General features: G+C 70.1%; 16 protein-coding genes. 10 read left to right on the top strand and 6 right to left on the bottom strand.

All coding sequences use genetic code 11. From position 1 onward, the window contains the following. Position 1: 1 nt before the first annotated feature. Complete coding sequence (locus LTL01_RS10755; RefSeq protein WP_236968555.1) at positions 2-679, bottom strand: copper resistance CopC family protein; 678 nt, start codon at positions 677-679, stop codon at positions 2-4. Positions 680-811: 132 nt separating this feature from the next. Here LTL01_RS10755 and LTL01_RS10750 point away from each other — a divergent pair, with 132 nt between their 5' ends. From LTL01_RS10750 to LTL01_RS10740, 3 genes are all read left to right on the top strand, one after another. Then, entirely contained in the window at positions 812-1,321 is a 510-nt protein-coding gene (locus tag LTL01_RS10750; RefSeq protein ID WP_053547251.1) for an FHA domain-containing protein, read from the top strand. Then, the gene (gene ftsR / locus LTL01_RS10745; RefSeq protein WP_236968554.1) at positions 1,321-2,013 is read left to right on the top strand and encodes a transcriptional regulator FtsR; all 693 of its coding nucleotides are present in this window, start codon (positions 1,321-1,323) and stop codon (positions 2,011-2,013) included. The genes LTL01_RS10750 and ftsR overlap by 1 nt, the downstream gene beginning before the upstream one ends. Before the next feature lie 99 nt (positions 2,014-2,112). After that, positions 2,113-2,658, top strand: a complete 546-nt coding sequence (locus LTL01_RS10740; protein WP_053547253.1) for a MerR family transcriptional regulator — start codon at positions 2,113-2,115, stop codon at positions 2,656-2,658. Between the two features lie 45 nt (positions 2,659-2,703). Here the strand turns inward: LTL01_RS10740 and LTL01_RS10735 are convergent, their stop codons facing one another. Next, positions 2,704-3,513 (bottom strand): ParA family protein, encoded by an 810-nt coding sequence (locus tag LTL01_RS10735; RefSeq protein ID WP_236968553.1) that lies wholly within the window; start codon positions 3,511-3,513, stop codon positions 2,704-2,706. A 72-nt stretch (positions 3,514-3,585) separates the two neighbouring features. On the opposite strand from LTL01_RS10735, the gene LTL01_RS10730 reads away from it, so the two are divergent. From LTL01_RS10730 to LTL01_RS10720, 3 genes are read left to right on the top strand one after another with little or no spacing between them, the layout of a single operon-like run. After that, positions 3,586-6,993, top strand: coding sequence for a pyruvate carboxylase (locus tag LTL01_RS10730; RefSeq protein WP_236968552.1), 3,408 nt, complete (start codon positions 3,586-3,588; stop codon positions 6,991-6,993). Between the two features lie 49 nt (positions 6,994-7,042). Then, positions 7,043-8,650 (top strand): MinD/ParA family ATP-binding protein, encoded by a 1,608-nt coding sequence (locus LTL01_RS10725; protein ID WP_236968551.1) that lies wholly within the window; start codon positions 7,043-7,045, stop codon positions 8,648-8,650. 2 nt (positions 8,651-8,652) lie between these two features. Beyond that, positions 8,653-9,144 (top strand): peptide deformylase, encoded by a 492-nt coding sequence (locus LTL01_RS10720; RefSeq protein WP_236968550.1) that lies wholly within the window; start codon positions 8,653-8,655, stop codon positions 9,142-9,144. Between the two features lie 54 nt (positions 9,145-9,198). Here the strand turns inward: LTL01_RS10720 and LTL01_RS10715 are convergent, their stop codons facing one another. Continuing rightward, complete coding sequence (locus LTL01_RS10715) at positions 9,199-11,025, bottom strand: AMP-dependent synthetase/ligase (RefSeq protein WP_236968549.1); 1,827 nt, start codon at positions 11,023-11,025, stop codon at positions 9,199-9,201. 183 nt (positions 11,026-11,208) lie between these two features. Here LTL01_RS10715 and LTL01_RS10710 point away from each other — a divergent pair, with 183 nt between their 5' ends. Genes LTL01_RS10710 through LTL01_RS10700 form a run of 3 tightly spaced genes read left to right on the top strand, consistent with a single transcriptional unit; the run spans position 11,209 to position 14,224 of the window. Then, entirely contained in the window at positions 11,209-12,144 is a 936-nt protein-coding gene (locus LTL01_RS10710; RefSeq protein ID WP_053547259.1) for an ROK family protein, read from the top strand. A 4-nt stretch (positions 12,145-12,148) separates the two neighbouring features. After that, a complete protein-coding gene (locus LTL01_RS10705) occupies positions 12,149-12,844 on the top strand; it encodes a lysophospholipid acyltransferase family protein (RefSeq protein WP_236968548.1) in 696 nt (231 codons plus the stop codon). A 42-nt stretch (positions 12,845-12,886) separates the two neighbouring features. After that, the gene (locus tag LTL01_RS10700; protein ID WP_053547261.1) at positions 12,887-14,224 is read left to right on the top strand and encodes a class II 3-deoxy-7-phosphoheptulonate synthase; all 1,338 of its coding nucleotides are present in this window, start codon (positions 12,887-12,889) and stop codon (positions 14,222-14,224) included. A 43-nt stretch (positions 14,225-14,267) separates the two neighbouring features. Here LTL01_RS10700 and pknB read toward each other — a convergent pair whose 3' ends face one another. Beyond that, entirely contained in the window at positions 14,268-16,211 is a 1,944-nt protein-coding gene (gene pknB, locus LTL01_RS10695; RefSeq protein ID WP_053547262.1) for a Stk1 family PASTA domain-containing Ser/Thr kinase, read from the bottom strand. 43 nt (positions 16,212-16,254) lie between these two features. Continuing rightward, complete coding sequence (locus tag LTL01_RS10690; RefSeq protein ID WP_053547263.1) at positions 16,255-17,232, bottom strand: LysM peptidoglycan-binding domain-containing protein; 978 nt, start codon at positions 17,230-17,232, stop codon at positions 16,255-16,257. A gap of 145 nt (positions 17,233-17,377) precedes the next feature. Between LTL01_RS10690 and LTL01_RS10685 the strand changes: the two genes are divergently transcribed. Beyond that, the gene (locus tag LTL01_RS10685; protein ID WP_053547264.1) at positions 17,378-17,725 is read left to right on the top strand and encodes an Rv2175c family DNA-binding protein; all 348 of its coding nucleotides are present in this window, start codon (positions 17,378-17,380) and stop codon (positions 17,723-17,725) included. 36 nt (positions 17,726-17,761) lie between these two features. On the opposite strand, the gene LTL01_RS10680 is transcribed toward LTL01_RS10685, so the two are convergent. Continuing rightward, the gene (locus LTL01_RS10680; RefSeq protein WP_236968547.1) at positions 17,762-18,856 is read right to left on the bottom strand and encodes a polyprenyl synthetase family protein; all 1,095 of its coding nucleotides are present in this window, start codon (positions 18,854-18,856) and stop codon (positions 17,762-17,764) included. Positions 18,857-18,896: the final 40 nt, after the last annotated feature.

The raw sequence follows: 18,896 nt of genomic DNA, 5'->3' as shown, positions 1-18,896 counted from the left end.
CCTATCGCCCGTCGGCGGCGTCGGAACCGTGTCCCGCGCGCGCTCGATCGCGCCGCGCGCGGGACACGATCAGGTACGCCACGGCGGCGGCGACGAGGAGCAGGATCACCACGCCGCCGATGATCCAGGGGGTGGCCGAGGACGCCGGCTCGGTCGTCGTCGGTTCCGGAGTCGTCGACTCCACCGGGGTCACCGTCGGCTCCGTGTTCGGCGTCGGTTCTGCCGTGGCCGTCGGCGACGCCGTCTCGGTGGGGGTCGGCGCCGGGGGAGCGGACACGGTGAACGAGAATTCGCCGGAGATCGGGTGCCCGTCGCTGGAGACCACCTTCCACAGGACCGTCACCTCGCCGGATGCCGTGCCCGCCAGCGCCTGGGACAGGGTGGTGCCTTCGACGACGGGCGCCCCGTCGTTCAGGGTCGTGCCGGCGGCATCCGTCACCTGGATCTCGGACGCCCCCTCGTCGGGCGCGATGTCCGCGCTGAAGGTCAGCGTCAGAGCAGCCGGGAGCGTCTCCACGGCGGATCCGGCAGCGGGGTCGCTCCCGACCAACTCGTCGTGCGCCGCGGCCGGGGACGCGGGAAGGAGCACCGCCGCGAGCAGGACCGCGAACGCCAGCCACGCGGCGGCGAGGGTCTGTCGAGTGGAGCGGCGGGCAGGAAGGGAGGCGTGTGCGGTCATCACGCGGATGAGGGTATCGACCCTCGTTCCACGGAACCTGAACGGGGTGGCGACGTAACGACTCGCGCTCGTCGTCCGGCTCTCATCCGGGTCCGCGCATCGGCTAGGCTGGCACCTCGAAAGGAGCACCACGTGGAGGACTACCGCCGGCCAGAGCCGGACGACATCCGTCGCTCTGCCGATGCACGAGGCGACATCGTCGGCTCCGATCGCGGAAGCGACATCACCCAGACGTTCGGGCACGACTCCGATCTGTCGTTCGTGCCGTTCGGCAGCGACCTCGGCGAGGCCGAGCTGGAGGCGATCGACGCTCTGCCGTCGGGCGCCGCGCTCCTGATCGTCCGCTCGGGTCCGACCGCCGGCGCACGCTACCTCCTCGACTCGGACGTGACGACGGTGGGGCGGCACCCCGAGGCCGACATCTTCTTCGACGACGTCACGGTGTCCCGTCGCCACGCGGAGATCACCCGCCAGGGGGCCGCGTTCGAGCTCGTCGACCAGCGCTCCCTCAACGGAACCTACGTCAACGGCGAACGGGTCGATCGTGCGACGCTCACCAACGGCGCCGAGGTGCGGGTCGGGAAGTTCCGACTGAACTTCTTCGTCTCGCCCGTCGACCTCGCCGCGTCCTCGGAAGGCTGATGCCGGCCGCTGCCGCCCGCGAACGCTCGTCGTCCGCGGGTCTCCTGAGCATCGGCCAGGTCCTCGCCCGGCTGTCGCCGGATTTCCCGGCGCTCACCTCCAGCAAGCTCCGCTTCCTCGAGGTTCAGGGGATCGTCACCCCGATGCGCACCGAGTCGGGGTACCGCAAGTTCTCCATGGCGGATCTCGAGCGGCTGCGCCTCGCCCTCACGCTCCAGCGCGACCACTATCTGCCCCTCTCGGTCATCCGCGACTATCTCGCCGACGTCGACGCGGGACGCGACCCGGCGACGCCCACGGCCGTGCCGCCGCCGTCCATCGTCCCCGCGCCCCGTCGCTACCGTCGGGACGAGCTGCTGTCGGCCTCCGGCGCGGCTCCGCAGCTCCTCAACGATGCGATCAGCACCGGGATCATCACGGCCGCGGAGTCGTACCCCGAGCAGACCGTCGCGCTGATGCGATCGCTGGTCGCCCTCGACCGCCACGGCATCGAGCCGCGCCACGTCCGCGCCCTCCGCCAGAACGCCGATCGCGATGTGGCCCTCGTCGAGCAGGCGCTGGCGCCCATGCTGCGTCGCACCGACGCCGCCTCCCGCGGTCGTGCGGGCGAAGTCGCCGGAGAACTGACCCGCCGTCTCGACGAAGTGCGCGCCACGTTCGTGCGCGCTGCGCTCGACAGGCTGCTGTCCTGACCGTGGTGGGCGACACGCCGAGACCCGATCGCCGGATGTCGTTGCCGGAGGGCTCCGGCTCACCTAACGTGGAGACATCCGAATCTAAGGGGGACGAGCATGAGCGCTCGTGAAGCGGCCGACGAACAGCCTTTCGTCGCCGACCTCCTTTTCACCGACGGTCTGCCCCAGATGGACGACGAGGTCGGCTACCGCGGGGCCGTCGCTGCACGGGCCGCCGGCATCACCTATCGGCAGCTGGACTACTGGGCCCGTACCGAACTCGTCGAGCCCACCGTCCGCGGTGCGAGCGGGTCAGGCTCGCAGCGTCTCTACGGTTTCCGCGACATCCTCGTCCTGAAGCTCGTCAAGCGACTCCTCGACACCGGGATCTCCCTGCAGCAGATCCGCACCGCGGTCGACCAGCTGCGCGCCGCGGGGATCCGCGACCTGGCCGGAACGACGCTTATGAGCGACGGGGCCTCGGTCTACCTCTGCACCTCGAACGACGAGGTCATCGACCTGGTCAGCCGCGGGCAGGGTGTGTTCGGCATCGCCGTCGGGAAGGTGCTGCGCGAGGTCGAGTCGACACTCGTCGATTTCGACGCGCAGACGCCCGAGATCATGGACGAGCTCTCCGCCCGTCGCGCCGCGCGCACGGCCTGATCGGCCGTCGCCTCGCCCCGTCTCGGGGCGATCCTCCGCACGTCGTCAGGTGGTGCCGGCGCCGGGGACCGGGATGCGTCCGGTGCGGATGATGCGGTCGAGGAGGGCGTCGAAGTCTGCCGCGAGCTCCTGAGCGGAGTCGCCGGGCCAGATGTGCAACGGCTTCGCCGCGCCCTGAGCCTGCTGGAGCGAGGTGCGCTCGGGCAGCTGGGGCGTCAGTACGAGCGGGCCGAACATGTCGCGGAGCTCCTTGATGCGGAACTGGTGCTCGATCGACTGGGGGCGCACGCGGTTGACGACGATCCCGAGCGGTTGCAGGCGCGGGGAGAGGCCGCGGCGGATCTCTTCGATCGCCCGCAGCGCACGGTCGGCGGCGGCGACGGAGAACAGACCGGGCTCGGTGACGACGACGACCCGGTCGGATGCCGCCCACGCGGTGCGGGTGAGCGCGTTGAGCGACGGGGCGCAGTCGATGAGGACGAGGTCGTACTCGTTCTCGATCGTCGCGAGCGCCTCCTCGAGCTTCCACACGTCGCGGACGGAGGGGTGCGGACCGTCGAAGTTGATCGCGGACGGACTGCCGATCATCACGTCGATCGTGCCCGGGTGCACCTTGGCCCAGCCGCTGGAGGTGATCGCCTGCTTGACGACCTTGTCCTTCGGATTCGCGAGGACGTCGGCGACGTTCAGACGCCCCGCCACCTGGATGTCCATGCCCGTCGACACGTCGGACTGGGGGTCGAGGTCGACGACGAGCGTCCGGACTCCCCGCGCGAATGCGGCGGAAGCGAGTCCCAGCGTCACGGTCGTCTTACCCACCCCGCCTTTGAGCGAGCTGACGGAAAGTACGTGCACAAGGCCCTACGTTACCGTCCCCTAGGCTGAGAGCACACTCAGCCCGTCCGCACCTCACCGCTCGGAGGTCGAATGTTCCGCAAGATCCTGGTGGCCAATCGTGGAGAGATCGCGATCCGCGCCTTCCGCGCGGCATTCGAGTTGGGAGCCCGCACGGTCGCGGTGTTCCCGTACGAGGACCGCAACTCCCTCCACCGGCTGAAGGCCGACGAGGCGTACCGGATCGGCGAGGAGGGGCACCCCGTCCGGGCCTACCTCGACGTCGACGAGATCATCCGCGTCGCCCTCGAATCCGGCGCGGACGCCGTCTACCCGGGCTACGGCTTCCTTTCTGAGAACCCCGAGCTGGCCGAGAAGGCCGCCGCCCACGGGATCGCGTTCATCGGGCCGCCGGCATCCGTTCTCGAGATGGCGGGCAACAAGGTCACGGCCAAGGCGCACGCCGTCGCCGCGGGCGTTCCCGTGCTCCGCTCGACCGAGGCCTCCGACGACGTCGACGTCCTCCTCGGCCAGGCCGACGACATCGGCTTCCCGATCTTCGTCAAGGCGGTCGCCGGCGGCGGCGGTCGGGGCATGCGCCGCGTGGAGACCGCAGGGGAGCTCGCGCCCGCTCTCGCCGAGGCGATGCGCGAGGCGGGGAGCGCCTTCGGCGACGCCCGGGTGTTCCTCGAGCAGGCCGTGCAGCGGCCTCGCCACATCGAGGTCCAGATCCTCGCCGACACGACCGGGGAGACGGTCCACCTGTTCGAGCGGGACTGCTCGCTGCAGCGCCGGCACCAGAAGGTCATCGAGATCGCGCCGGCTCCGAACCTCGACCCGGGCGTCCGCGACGCGCTGCACGACTACGCCGTGGCGTTCGCCCGTTCCATCGGCTACCAGAACGCCGGGACCGTGGAGTTCCTCCTCGAGACCGCGGGTCCCCGCGCGGGGGAGGTCGTCTTCATCGAGATGAACCCCCGGATCCAGGTCGAGCACACCGTCACGGAGGAGGTCACCGACGTCGACCTCGTCCAGTCCCAGATGCGCATCGCCGCGGGCCAGTCCCTCCAGGACCTCGGGCTCACGCAGGATCGCATCCATCTCCGGGGGTCGGCGCTGCAGTGCCGCATCACGACGGAGGATCCGTCCCAAGGGTTCCGACCCGACACGGGCAAGATCACCACCTACCGTTCGCCGGGTGGTGCCGGAATCCGCCTGGACGGCGGAACGACCGCCGCCGGCGCGCAGATCAGTCCCCATTTCGACTCGATGCTCGCCAAGCTCACCTGCCGCGGACGCGACTTCGGTGCCGCGGTGGTCCGCGCCCGGCGCGCCCTGGCGGAGTTCCGCATCCGCGGGGTGTCCACGAACATCCCGTTCCTGCAGGCGGTCCTCGACGACGCATCCTTCATCGCCGGCGATGTCAGCACCGCGTTCATCGACGAACGGCCGCACCTCGTGCGCGGCCGCGAATCCAAGGACCGCGGTACGAAGATCCTGAACTGGCTCGTCGACACCACGGTCAACAAGCCGCACGGCGACAACCCGCTCACGGTGGACCCGCGCCTGAAGCTGCCCGCCCTCGACCTGACGGCTCCCGCGCCCGAGGGATCGCGTCAGCGTCTTCTCGCACTCGGACCCGAAAGATTCGCGCGCGACCTGCGGGCGCAGACCGCCCTCGCCGTCACCGAGACGACATTCCGCGACGCGCACCAGTCCCTCCTCGCCACGCGCGTGCGGACGAAGGACCTCGTCACCGTCGCGCCCTACGTGGCGCGACTGACCCCGCAGCTCCTCAGCGTCGAGGCGTGGGGAGGCGCGACCTACGACGTCGCGCTGCGGTTCCTGGGCGAAGACCCGTGGGAGCGCCTCGACCGCCTGCGGCAGGCCCTGCCGAACGTCGCGATCCAGATGCTCCTGCGGGGCCGGAACACCGTCGGGTACACCCCGTATCCGACGGAGGTCACCGATGCGTTCGTCGCCGAGGCCGCTGCGAGCGGCATCGACATCTTCCGGGTGTTCGACGCGCTCAACGACGTCGCTCAGATGCGTCCGGCGATCGACGCCGTGCGCGCGACGGGAACCGCCGTCGCCGAGGTGGCCCTGTGCTACACCGGCGATCTGCTGAACCCGGCGGAGGACCTGTACACGCTGGACTACTACCTCCGGCTCGCGGAGCAGATCGTCGAGGCGGGCGCGCACATCCTCGCGATCAAGGACATGGCGGGTCTGCTGCGGCCGGCGGCGGCGAGCCGCCTGGTGTCGGCGCTGCGCGAGCGCTTCGACGTCCCCGTCCACGTGCACACGCACGACACCGCGGGCGGTCAGCTGGCCACGCTCCTCGCCGCCAGCGCCGCCGGAGCGGATGCGGTCGACGCAGCCGCCGCACCGATGTCGGGCACGACCAGTCAGCCGTCGCTTTCGGCGCTGGTGGCCGCCCTCGCCCACACCGAGCGCGACACGGGGCTCGATCTCGACGCGGTCGGCGACCTCGAGCCCTACTGGGAGGCCGTGCGGCACCTCTACGCGCCGTTCGAGTCCGGGCTGCCCGGGCCGACCGGTCGGGTCTACCACCACGAGATCCCGGGTGGGCAGCTGTCCAACCTGCGCCAGCAGGCGATCGCGCTCGGCCTGTCCGAGGACTTCGAGCTCATCGAGGACATGTACGCCGCGGCGAACCGCATCCTCGGCCGTGTGCCGAAGGTCACCCCGTCGTCGAAGGTCGTCGGCGACCTCGCGTTGCACCTCGCCGCGGTCAAGGCCGATCCGGCCGACTTCGAAGCGAACCCGGGCGCGTACGACATCCCCGATTCCGTGATCGGCTTCATGGCGGGCGAACTCGGCGACCTCCCCGGCGGCTGGCCGGAGCCCTTCCGCAGCAAGGTGCTCGCGGGCCGCGACATCCGTATCGCGGTGACCCCGCTGACGGACGCCGAGGCCGACGCGCTGACCGAGGACCGCGCCACGCGCCGGCAGACTCTCAATCGCCTCCTCTTCCCCGGACCCACCCGCGCCTTCGCGCAGGTGCGCGAGGTGTTCGGCGACGTGAGCGTGCTCGACACCGCCGACTACCTGTACGGGCTCGCGCCCGGCACCGAGCACGTCGTGGAGATCGAGCGCGGAGTGCAGCTGTTCGTCGGGCTCGAAGCCATCGGCGAGGCCGACGACAAGGGCATGCGGACCGTCATGACCACCCTGAACGGGCAGCTGCGACCGGTGTTCGTCCGCGACCGGAGCATCCAGGTCGAGGCGCGGCAGGCGGAGAAGGCGGATACGACGCGACCCGGTCAGATCGCCGCCCCGTTCTCCGGCGTCGTCACGCTCAAGACCGGTGTCGGTGAGCGCGTGAGCGCCGGCGACGCGGTCGCGTCGATCGAGGCGATGAAGATGGAGGCGGCGATCACCGCCCCCGTCGACGGGGTGGTGGAGCGGCTCGCGATCGGGCCGACCGCGCAGGTCGAGGCCGGAGACCTTTTGGTCGTCGTCCGCCCCGCCCAGTAGCCTGGAGCGCGGCGAGATCGCCGCCCCCTGGCTTTTGGAGACACCTGCAGTGACGCCCGACCATCCCGACCATCCCGCCGACGACGCCGAGAACGGCATCCTCGCCGACACGGGCAGCATCGACTCCGCCCCCCTCGGGCTCCTGGGAACCCCGACGGCGCACGTCCCCGTGCAGCTTCCGAGCGAACCGGAGGAGGACGACCTCGACGAAGACGAGGTCATCAGCGGCGAGGTGCCTTTCGTGGTCGAGATCCCGGCCGACACGGCCGAGGCGGAGATCGTGGACGACGCCGACGGCAGCGCCTCCGTGATCGACGGGCCCGGGGAGGAGCGCTCCGACACCGAGCACGCCGCCGACTCCACCGGTGAGGATGTCGAATCCTCGCCGGCCGTCGAGGACGGGGGGAGCGAGGTCGCCCTCTCCCGTCACGACGACGAGGACATCCACGACGCGGAGATCGTCGAGACCGGGTCCGTCGCCGCGGCTCCGGTCACGGCATCCGTGCCGGTGCAGCCCTCGGGCGACCCCGTCACGGGGGCGCAACCGGTCGCCCCGGCTCCCGCGTCGTCGACGACGCCCGCGCCCTCGACGACGCCCGCGCCGGCGATGACGCGCGCAGAGGCCCACGCCGCCGCGGCCCACGACAAGCCTCGTCGTCGCTCCGAGGTGGCGTTGACGTCGAAGCGGCTCGGCGAGTTCGAGCCCGACCGGGAGACCGCCGACCTCCTCACCGCCGACCGTCTGCTCGATCCGAGCCGCACCACGCGTCCCGAGCCTGACGGCGTGTGGCAGCACCTGATCTATTCGCTCTCCGGTCGTCGCATCAATCTCGGCGACGGCAAGCGCGCGCGGGCGCGCAAGGAGCTCGACCGCCGCATCTCTGCACCTCTGGCCGGCGGTGCGCGGTTCGTCCCCGTGCTCTCGCGCAAGGGCGGGGTCGGCAAGACGACCATCACCACCCTCCTCGGCATGGCGCTCGCGGACGCGCGCGACGACCGGATCATCGCCGTCGACGCGAACCCCGACCGCGGGACGCTCGCGGAGCGCATCTCGCGCACGAGCAACCGCACTGTCCGCGACCTGGTGCGCTCCCGCGCCGACGTCTCCGGGTACAACAACCTGTCGGCGATCGTCGCGCGCGACGAGACCCGCCTCGACGTCCTCGCGTCGGACACCGACCCGCACGTCTCGGAAGCCTTCAGCGACACCGACTACCGGCAGGTGGCCGAACTCGCCGCCCACTACTATTCGGTGGTCCTCACGGACACCGGCACCGGCATCGTCCACTCGGTCATGGGGGCGACCCTCGACCTCGCCGATCAGGTGGTCATCGTCGCGGGACTCAGTGTGGATGAAGCGCGCCTGGCGTCGGAGACCCTCACGTGGCTCGAGACCAACGGGTACGCGGAGCGCGTGCGTTCCGCCGTCGTGGTGCTGAACAACTCCCGTCCCGGGCGCCCGGTCGTCCAGCTCGAGGAGTTGGAAGCCCACTTCCGCTCGCGTGTGCGCAGTGTCGTGCGGATGCCGTACGACCCGCTCATCGCGGCCGGGAGTGCGATCACCTTCCGTGATCTGCAGCCCGAGACGCGGCAGGCCGCGCGCGAGATGGCGGCGACCGTGGTCGAGGGACTCCGCTCCCTGGCGTCGGCGGCCTGAGCATGGCCGTACGACCCATCCGCGTCTTCGGCGACCCCGTGCTGCGTGCCGCGTGCGCGTCGATCGACGCGATCGACGACGGGGTGCGCGCGCTCGTCCAGGATCTGCTGGACACCGTCGCCGTCCCTGGCCGCGCCGGCGTCGCCGCACCGCAGATCGGTGTCGGCGTCCGCGCCTTCAGCTACAACATCGACGGCGACATCGGCTACGTGCTCAACCCCGTTCTGGTCGAGGTGGCGGGGGAGCCCTCCCGCATCGGCGAGGGATGCCTGTCGGTGCCGGGTCTCTGGCACGACGCCCTGCGGTACCCGCGGGCGAAGGTGGTGGGCATCGACCTGAACGGCGACGAGGTCGTTCTGGAGGGGGAGGGACTCATGGCCCAGGCCCTCCAGCACGAGACCGATCACCTCGACGGGATGCTGTATCTGCAGCGCCTGGCGCCGGAGGACCGACGCCAGGCGATGAAGCAGATCCGGGAGTCTGAGTGGTTCTGACCCTGCGGGTCAGAACCACTCAGACTCCCGGCTACGTCCGCTCCTCGGCGCTCCTCAGCTGATCGACGTGGACGTCGTGTTGACGGGAACCGTGTAGAGCTCCTCGATCTGCGCCGCAAAGTCGTTCATGATGACGTTTCGCTTGATGCTCATCTTCGGCGTGAGGTGCCCGCTCGCCTCGGTCCACTCGGTGGGGAGGATGACGAACTTCCGGATTGACTCGGCGCGCGAGACGCCCTTGTTGGCGACGTCGATCGCCCGCTGAACCTCGGCGCGGACGGCGTCGTTCTTCGCGGCATCCTCCAGCGACATGTCGGAGGGGAGGCCGTTGTTGCCGAGCCAGGTCGGGAGCATCTCCGGGTCGAGGGTGATGAGGGCGGAGATGAACGGCTTCTGATCACCCACGACGACCACCTGACCGACGATCGGGTTGGCGCGGATGGGGTCCTCGAGCCCGGCGGGGGCGACGTTCTTGCCTCCGGCGGTGACGATGATCTCCTTCTTGCGCCCGGTGATCTTCAGGAAGCCCTCCTGATCGAACTCGCCCAAGTCGCCCGTCCGGAACCACTCGCCGTCGAACGCCGCAGCGGTCGCCTCGGGATTGCGCCAGTACTCCTTGAACACGTTGATGCCGCGGACCTCTACCTCGCCGTCGTCCGCGATCCGGACGCCGACGCCGGGCAGTACGGGGCCGACGGTGCCGATCTTCGACTTCGTCACGAGGTTCACCGTGGCCGGCGCGGTCGTCTCGGTGAGGCCGTATCCCTCGAGGATCACGACTCCCAGGCTGTGGAAGAAGTGCCCCAGACGCGGCCCGAGCGGCGCTGATCCCGACACGGCGTGGCGGACACGGCCGCCCATCGCCGTGCGCAGCTTGCTGTACACGAGCTTGTCGAACAGTGCGAACTTCAGCCGCATGCCGAGGGGGATGCGCGCGCCCTCCTGAAGCAGGCGAGAGTGCTCGATCGCGGTGTGCGCCGCGGCCCGGAAGATCTTCCCCTTGCCGCCGGCCTCGGCCTTCTGCTCGGCGGAGTTGTAGACCTTCTCGAAGACGCGCGGGACGGCGAGGAGGTAAGTGGGCTTGAAGGAGCCGAGGGCCGGCAGTAGCTGCTTGGTATCGGGCTGGTGTCCGGTCTTCACGCCCGCGTGGACGTTGAGGATCGAGATGAACCGGGCGAACACATGCGCCGTGGTGATGAAGAGCAGCGTGGACGCGTCCGGCTCGGCGACGACCTCCTGCAGGGCCTTCCCGGAGTTGCGGGCGAGCTCGACGAAGTTGCTGTGGGTGAGGACGCAGCCCTTCGGGCGCCCGGTCGACCCGGACGTGTAGATGAGCGTGGCGATGTCGGAGCCGACGGCGATCTTCCGCCGACGTTCGATCTCGGCATCCGTCACGGCCGCACCCTGAGCGACGAGGGCGTCCAGGTCGCCCGCGTGCATCTCCCACACGGAGGTCACGAGGGGAACGTCCGAACGGACCTCGGCGAGCCGCGCGGAGTGGTCCGCGGACTCGGTGATGCAGGCCACGGCACCGGAGTCACTGAGGATCCATCCGATCTGTGCCGCAGAGCTGGTCTCGTAGATGGGGACCATGACCGCGCCGGCGAAGAACAGTGCGAAGTCGACCAGCGTCCAGTCGTACGTGGTGCGGGCGATGAAGCCGACCTTGTCGCCGGGCTGGATTCCCGCGGCGGCGAATCCCTTCGCGAGGGCGATCACCTGCGCGTGGAACTGCGCGGCGCTGATGTCGCGCCAGCCGTCTCCGTCGGGCACGGCGAACAGTGCACGCTGCGGGGTCTGGCTCACGCGGTCGACCAGCAGGTCGCTCACGTTCGCGGTGGGATCGGCGGGGACGATCGCGGGGACGTCGAATTGTGCCACGGCAGCTCCTTCGGTACCGGTACGGAATCTCGGGTTCGTTCGTACTGAGTCTAATCAGAGCATGAGCCGGGCGCACCGACGCCCGCTCGCGCGTGAGCGGGGACCGGCATGCCGCGGGGGCGATCTCGACGCGCCACTAGACTTCAAGGCGCCGTCGCGCGCGCGTCGGCGGAGAGGAGCGCGGTGCTCAAGGTCGGAATCGACATAGGCGGCACGAAGATCGCCGGCGGTGTGGTGGATGCCGAGGGGCGGATCGTGGAGAAGCTGCGCGTCGACACGCCCAAGGACACCGGTGCGCTCGCGCGGGCGGTCATCGACATGGCCGCCCACTTCCGGGCCGCACACGAGATCTCCGCGGTCGGTGTCGCCGCCGCCGGTTTCATCGACCGCGACCGCGCCGTCGTCATCCACGCCCCGAACATCGCCTGGCACAACGAGCCGCTCAAGGCGACCCTCGAGCAGGGCATCGGTCTGCCCGTGACCATCGAGAACGACGCCAACGCCGCGGGGTGGGCCGAGTTCCGGTTCGGGGCTGGACGCGACGTCGACCACATGGTGATGCTCACGATGGGCACCGGGGTCGGTGGAGCGGTCGTCCTCGACGGCGCGCTCTTCCGCGGCGGACACGGAATCGGCGGCGAACTCGGCCACACGCGGTTCGCACGGGACGGACGCGCCTGTGGCTGCGGTCAGAACGGATGCCTCGAACAGTACGCATCCGGGCGCGCGCTCCAGCGGGAGGCGAATGCGATCGCCGACGCCGGCGGCATCGGAGAAGCCCTCGCCCAGCTCCGCGAGGAGAGCGGAGTGATCAGCGGGCCGGCGGTATCGCGTCTGGTCCTCGCGGGTGATGCGGGTGCAATCGAAGCGCTGCGCCGGGTCGCGACGGCCCTCGGTGAGGCGTGCGGCGGCTTCCAAGCGGTCCTCGACCCCGAGCTCTTCGTCATCGGGGGTGGCGTCGCCCAGCTGGGGGATGATCTGCTGGAGCCCGTGCGCATCGCCTACGAGACCTCGCTGCCGGGCTACGGGGATCGCCCGGTGGCGCGCTTCGCCATCGCCCAGCTCGTCAACGACGCCGGCGTCATCGGCGTCGCCGACCTCGCGGGGGAGCAGGTCTAGTCCGATGTTCTATTGGCTGATGAAGTACGTGGTGATCGGGCCGATCGTGAAGGCGATCTTCCGACCCTGGATCGTCGGCCGCCGGAATGTCCCCGCCGAAGGCGGCGCGATCCTCGCCAGCAACCATCTCTCCTTCGTCGACTCGGTCTTCCTGCCACTGATGATCGACAGGCCGGTGGCGTTCCTCGCCAAGAGCGACTACTTCACCGGCAAGGGGCTGAAGGGCTGGGCCACCCGGGTCTTCTTCAAGGCGACCGGTCAGCTTCCGATCGACAGGTCCGGCGGCAAGGCGTCGGAGGCGTCCCTGAACACCGGTCTCCAGGTGCTCGGGAGAGGGGAGCTCCTCGGGATCTACCCGGAGGGCACCCGCAGCCCCGACGGCAAGCTCTACCGCGGCCGCACCGGCATCGCCCGGATGGCGCTCGAAGCGCGCGTCCCCGTCGTCCCCGTCGTGATGGTCGACACCGACACCATGATGCCGATCGGCACCCGCATCCCGCGCGTCGCCCGGGTCGGGGTGGTCATCGGCGAGCCGCTGGACTTCTCTCGCTTCGAGGGGATGGAGGGGGACCGCTACATCCTCCGTTCGATCACCGACGAGATCATGGTCGCGCTGCAGCGGCTCGGTGAGCAGGAGTACGAAGACGTCTACGCGTCGACGGTGAAAGACCGCCTCGTCACCCGCCCGCGCCGCCGCTGAAACGTGCATCTGCCCGCGCGTCTGCGCGGATAGACTGAGCGGATGCTCCAGCAGCTCGATCCCCTCGACCACTGGCGGACCCTGCCCATCAAGCAGCAGCCGTCGTGGCCCGACCCCGAAGCGGTCGCCGCGGTGTCCGCAGAACTGGCGACCCTCCCGCCGCTCGTCTTCGCCGGTGAAGTCGACAACCTTCGCGATCGGCTCGCGCGCGTGGCCTCAGGTCGCGCCTTCCTGCTCCAGGGCGGCGACTGCGCTGAGACGTTCGCCGGCGCGACGGCCGAGAAGATCCGCAACCGCATCAAGACCGTGCTCCAGATGGCCGTCGTGCTCACCTACGGCGCGTCGATGCCGGTCGTGAAGATGGGGCGGATGGCAGGGCAGTTCGCCAAGCCCCGCTCGAGCGATTCCGAAACGCGCGGCGATGTCACCCTGCCGGCCTACCGCGGTGACATCGTCAACGGGTACGACTTCACCGAGAACTCCCGTCAGGCCGACCCCGCCCGCCTGCTCAAGGGCTACCACACCGCGGCATCGACGCTGAACCTCATCCGGGCCTTCACCCAGGGCGGGTTCGCCGACCTCCGCGAGGTTCACTCGTGGAACAAGGGATTCGCGGAGAACCCGGCGAACCAGCGCTACGAGCGTCTCGCCACCGAGATCGACCGCGCCATCAAGTTCATGGAGGCGGCCGGAGCGAACTTCGACGAGCTCCGCGGGGTGGAGTTCTACACCGGCCATGAGGGTCTCCTCATGGATTACGAGCGCCCCATGACGCGCATCGATTCGCGCACCAGCACGCCGTACAACACCTCGGCCCACTTCCTGTGGGTGGGGGAGCGCACGCGCGAGCTCGACGGCGCGCACATCGACTACTTCTCCCGCATCCGCAACCCCATCGGCGTCAAGCTCGGACCGGCGACGTCACCAGACGTCGCTCTTCAGCTGATCGACAAGCTCGACCCGGAGCGCGAGCCCGGTCGTCTGACATTCATCACGCGCATGGGGGCCGGCAAGATCCGCGACGCGCTCCCGCCGCTGCTGGAAGCGGTCAAGGATGCCGGGGCCACGCCGGTCTGGGTCACCGACCCGATGCACGGCAACGGCATCACCACGCCCACCGGCTACAAGACGCGTCGCTTCGACGATGTGGTGGACGAGGTCCGTGGGTTCTTCGAGGCTCACCGCTCCGTCGGGACCTACCCCGGCGGCATCCACGTGGAGCTCACGGGCGACGACGTGACGGAGTGCCTCGGCGGCTCGGAGATGATCGACGAGGCGACCCTCGCCACACGCTACGAGTCGCTGTGCGACCCGCGTCTGAACCACATGCAGTCGCTGGAGCTCGCGTTCCTCGTCGCCGAGGAGCTCGAGAAGCGCTGATCGGCAGCGGCGGCGCCGACCCGGATCGCCGGGGACGGCGCCGTCAGCCGCTGACGGAGATCTCGATGTACACGCGCGTCCCCCGCAACAGCAGGGAGCCCGCGGCGGGGTTCGAGCTCGACACCCGCGTGATCGCGTCGGGGAACGGTGCCCACAGCGCCGAGTAGTCCACCTGGAAACCGGCGTCCTCGAGGGTTCCGATCGCCTGATCGCGCGTCTGCCCGACCACGTCGGGCACCTCGAACAGGGGGGGACCGGTGGAGACGATCAGGGAGATGGAGTCTCCGGGACGCCACCACCCGCCTCCTTCGCGATCGGTCGTTCCGACCACGAGCCCCGCTGCGATGTCCTCGCTGGACTGCTCGAGTGCACCCTCGGCCACCTCGAGCCCCGATGAGGTCAGGGTGGCGCGTGCATCCTCAGCGCTCATGCCACGCACGTTGGGGAGCGTTCCGAGCGAAACCCACAGCGTGGCGGCGTCGCCCTGGGTAGCGGTGCATCCGTCGCCGCACGGCACCTCTTCACCGCCCGCGCTCGGCCTGATCACGACGCCGACGACGCTGTCGCGTGCGGCGTCGGTGTAGAACCCGGACTCGCCGTCCGCGGTGATGTCCTGCTGGGCGAGGGCCTCGATGGCCTCGGTCTTGGACGTGCCGACGAGAGCGGGAACCTGCACCTGCGCGGGGCCGAGCGAGACGATGACCTCCACCGCGGCATCCTGCTCGAGGCGTGTTCCCGCTTCGGGATCTGTCCCGATCGCCTGGCCTGCGGGGACGTCGAGGCTGTGCTCACCTCGTTCCCGGGCTACCAGGCCTTCGTCGGCGAGTCGCTCGCTCGCCGTCTCGAAAGTGAGTCCGGCCACGTCGGGGACGGCGACCAGGCTTCCGGGGCCGGAACCGAACCACCACCCGGCGCCGGCGGCCGCCGTCGCGAGCAGGACGATGAGGAGGAAGACCCACCCGCCCACCGCACGCCGGCGCCGCGAGGCGCGACGCAGGCGCGCGGCGTTGTCGTTCCCCTCGGACGCGGCTGCCGGTGCGGTGCCGGTCGTGGCGGGAAGCACGGCGGTGAGGTCGCCCGAGGCGATTCCGTCGCCACGGGTCACCGAGATCGGGCCGGTCCGGGTGACGACGGGGGTGATGTCGAGGTGGCGCTCGATCTCGCGCAGACGGTCGAGCATCTCCTTCGCATCCGCCGGTCGGTCATCGGGGACCTTCTCGGTCGCCCACAGAACGAGCTCGTCGAGCGGTTCCGGCACGGCCGGGTTCTTCACACTGGGCCGGGGAACCGAGTCCGTCGCGTGCTGGAAGGCGATCTGCATCGGCTGCTCGCCCTTGTATGGCTGCTCGCCGACGAGCATCTCGTAGAGCATGATGCCGAGGGCGTAGATGTCACTGCGCGCATCCGCGGTCCCGCGCGTGACCAGCTCCGGGGCGAGGTAGGCGATGGTTCCGAGCAGTTGCGCCCCGGTCGCGGTGTTGGCCGTGGTCGCGCGCGCGAGGCCGAAGTCGCCGATCTTGATGCGACCGTCCTCGGCGAGCAGGACGTTCTCCGGCTTGACGTCGCGGTGGATGATGCCGGCCCGGTGCGCGGCCGCCAGGCCCGAGAGGATGGCGTCCATGATGGTCACCGCCTGAGGAACGGTCAGGCGTCGCTGGTCCCGGAGCAGGTCGCGCAGGGTGATCCCGGGCAGGTACTCCATGACGAGGTAGGCCATCTCGCCGTCCTGGCCCTGATCGAAGACGTTCACCACATGGGGGTCCGCCAGGCGGGCGGCGGAGCGGGCCTCCTGGATGAACCTGCTCTGGAACACGCTGTCGTCGCTCAGGTGGCCGTGCATCACCTTCAACGCCACGCGCCGTTCCAGCCGCAGGTCGGTCGCGACGTAGACCGTCGCCATGCCGCCACGGGCGATACGAGCACGCACCCGATACCGGCCGTCGACGAGACGGCCGATCAGCGGGTCGGTCTGCTGACTCGTGCTCACGCTCAGAGTCTACGGACGGCGAGCCGTGAGTCCGCGGAGCGGCTCACCCCAGAGCGGCCAGCCATTCGTACGCCGCGTGCTCCCAGGCTCCGTAGCGGTCGGGGTACGCCGAGATCTGCACGGCTTGGGCAGCTTCGGCGAACGACATCTGCTCCCACCCGGGGATGTCGAGCAGACCGCGCGTCGCGGAGCCGTTCGGGTCGGCCGGGCCGCCGTAGAAGACGCGGATCGCGTGATCGGGCGTACGGAGCTGAGCTTCCGTGCCCCAGCCGGTGCTCGGTCTCTGCTGGAAGAGCCCGAGGGAGTCGCGATCGCCCCAGTCGAGGTTCCGGATCCACGATTCCTGCATCGCTGCGCCCAGGGCGATCGCTATGCCGCGGTCGGGAACCCCGAGTTCGCGTCCCACCGCGATGATGTGACGGGCATGGGTGGACTGCTCGTCGTCCAACGGCACCGACAGGGCGATCGGGGCGGGCGTCGTCGCGGCCGCGGGCGTCGCTGCCAGCGGGAGCGCCAGAGTCTGACCCGGATAGATGATGGACGACCACTGGAGTCCGTTCGCCGCCAGGATGCTCTCCACGCTCACTTCGTGTCGCTCGGCGATGCCGCTGATGGTGTCGCCCGCGACGACGGTGTGCGATGCGGCGGGGGCGGGCGCGGGGGCGGTGGTCGGCGCGGCGGCGCGCACGACGAGCTCCTGTCCCGGGTGGATCACGGAGTCCCACGCGAGACCGTTGAGCGCGAGGACGTCCTCGGTGCGTACGCCGAATCGGGAGGCGATGCCGCTGACGGTGTCGCCGGCGACGACCGTGTGGCGGGTCTCGGCACGCGTCTCTGCGCTGCCGATCACCGATACCGCGGCCCGGTGGGCGTCGACGGGATTCGAGGCGCTCTTCGGGGAGGCGTGCGTCCGGAGGGTGTCCGCGTGTGACGGGGGAGCTGCGGAGAGGACGACGGCGAGCGAACCGACGACGGCGAGGGGGAGGGCGGGACCGCGGGTGGGAGCGGTGAGATGACGCATGGGGTCTCCTTCGTCGAGGGCACACGATGCGTGTCGCGCGCGGGCGTCCGGCTCTCCCATGTTAAAGGTGTGGCGAATGAGGTTCGTGAGGGCTGTGTGAGAGTTGGGTATCAGCGGTCGATTGCGGCAGTGAGATAGTTGACGGGTGACTGCCGATGCTTCCCCTCTCGCCACCGAGTGGCTGACGCTCCCTGATCTCGTCGAGGTCCTCGACGAACCGCTGGGTCGGGTGCGGCGCCTGCTCGACGATCACCACCTCGTCGGAACGCGACGCGACGGATCCCTGAAAGTCCCCGCGCTCTTCGTCGTGGACGGTGCACCGCTCCCGTCCCTCCGGGGCACGGTCATCGCCCTGCACGACGCGGGTTTCAGCGACGATGAGGCGATCGATTGGCTGCTCGCGGACGAGGACTCCATCGGCATGGCGCCGATCGAGGCGCTCCGCGCCGGCCGCAAGAGCGAGGTGCGCCGCGTGGCGCGAGCTCTGGCCTGACCGTCTTCTCCATCCGATCAGGCTCATCCCGTCGGGTCAGGTGACCCGGACGGTCGCTGCCCGTGCCAGCTCGCGCAGGTCTCCGACGGCCGCGTTGTCCAGGCGTGCGCCGGACAGCGCGCGCTCCGCCTGTCGGGCGTAGTCGGCGATCAGCTGCTCCACGCGCTCCAGAGCGCCGGCGTCGATGATCGTCTGCTGAAGGGAGGCGATCTGGGTGTCCTCGAGGGAGGGGTCGCCCAGCAGATCGTCCACGACACGCCGTGCGGGGAGGGGCAGAGCCTCGCGCGCGTACGCGATCAGAACGGTGCGCTTCCCCTCGCGCAGGTCGTCGCCGGACGGCTTGCCGGTCTCCTTCTCATCGCCGAAGACGCCGAGGACGTCGTCGCGGAGCTGGAAGGCCATGCCGAGCGGGTGCCCGAATGCCGCCAGCGCGGCGGTCTGCGCCTGGTCGGCCCCCGCGATCGCCGCCCCGATGACGAGCGGCTGCTGGATGCTGTATCGGGCCGACTTGAGTGACGCGACGCGCAGTGCGCGTTCGGCGTGACGCTCGTCCGGTTCGGCGCGGAAGGCGGACTCCTCCGCGACGTCCAGGAACTGGCCGATCGTGACTTCGCTCCGCATCTTGGCGTACTCGGCCCGCGCGGCGCGGGCGCGCGACGCGTCGACCGACCCGACAGCGTCTTCGAGGAGGTCGTCGCTCCACGCGACGAGCAGGTCGCCGAGGAGGATCGCCCCGGAACGACCGAAGGCCTCCGCGTCGCCCTGCCATTGCGCTGCGCGGTGCGCGGCCTCCAGTGCGCGGTGGGCGGAAGGGTGCCCTCGACGGGTGTCGGAGTTGTCGACGACGTCGTCGTGGACGAGGGCTGCGGCGTGGAAGACCTCGAGGGACGCGGCGACGCCGATCAGAGCGTCGGGGAAGTCGTCCACGGGTGAGCGCAGCGCCTCCACGGCACGCCATCCCGCGACGCAGAACCTGCCGCGCAGGCGCTTTCCGCCCGTCAGGGCGGTGACGGCTGCGTCGGTCAGAAGCCGCGCTTCGGGGCCGAACTCGGCCGTCGTCGCGCGCTGGAGACCCAGGAATGTGTCCAGACGCTGGGAAATGGCTTCGATCGGAGCGCGAGAGGGTGACACGGGCCTAGCCTAGTGATCTACGGGCCACGTAGAATCGACG

The organism is Microbacterium aurantiacum, assembly GCF_021654035.1.
Lineage (GTDB): Bacteria > Actinomycetota > Actinomycetes > Actinomycetales > Microbacteriaceae > Microbacterium > Microbacterium aurantiacum.
The sequence above is the reverse complement of the archived record's forward strand: the minus strand, read 5'-3'. Positions and strand labels throughout refer to the sequence as shown.

What these genes read in the sequence shown, in the direction of transcription:
- LTL01_RS10755 (WP_236968555.1), bottom strand. Translation starts at nt 679, where the DNA reads ATGACCGCACACGCCTCCCTTCCTGCCCGCCGCTCCACTCGACAGACC.
- ftsR (WP_236968554.1), top strand. Translation starts at nt 1,321, where the DNA reads ATGCCGGCCGCTGCCGCCCGCGAACGCTCGTCGTCCGCGGGTCTCCTG.
- LTL01_RS10740 (WP_053547253.1), top strand. Translation starts at nt 2,113, where the DNA reads ATGAGCGCTCGTGAAGCGGCCGACGAACAGCCTTTCGTCGCCGACCTC.
- LTL01_RS10730 (WP_236968552.1), top strand. Translation starts at nt 3,586, where the DNA reads ATGTTCCGCAAGATCCTGGTGGCCAATCGTGGAGAGATCGCGATCCGC.
- LTL01_RS10720 (WP_236968550.1), top strand. Translation starts at nt 8,653, where the DNA reads ATGGCCGTACGACCCATCCGCGTCTTCGGCGACCCCGTGCTGCGTGCC.
- LTL01_RS10705 (WP_236968548.1), top strand. Translation starts at nt 12,149, where the DNA reads ATGTTCTATTGGCTGATGAAGTACGTGGTGATCGGGCCGATCGTGAAG.
- LTL01_RS10700 (WP_053547261.1), top strand. Translation starts at nt 12,887, where the DNA reads ATGCTCCAGCAGCTCGATCCCCTCGACCACTGGCGGACCCTGCCCATC.
- LTL01_RS10690 (WP_053547263.1), bottom strand. Translation starts at nt 17,232, where the DNA reads ATGCGTCATCTCACCGCTCCCACCCGCGGTCCCGCCCTCCCCCTCGCC.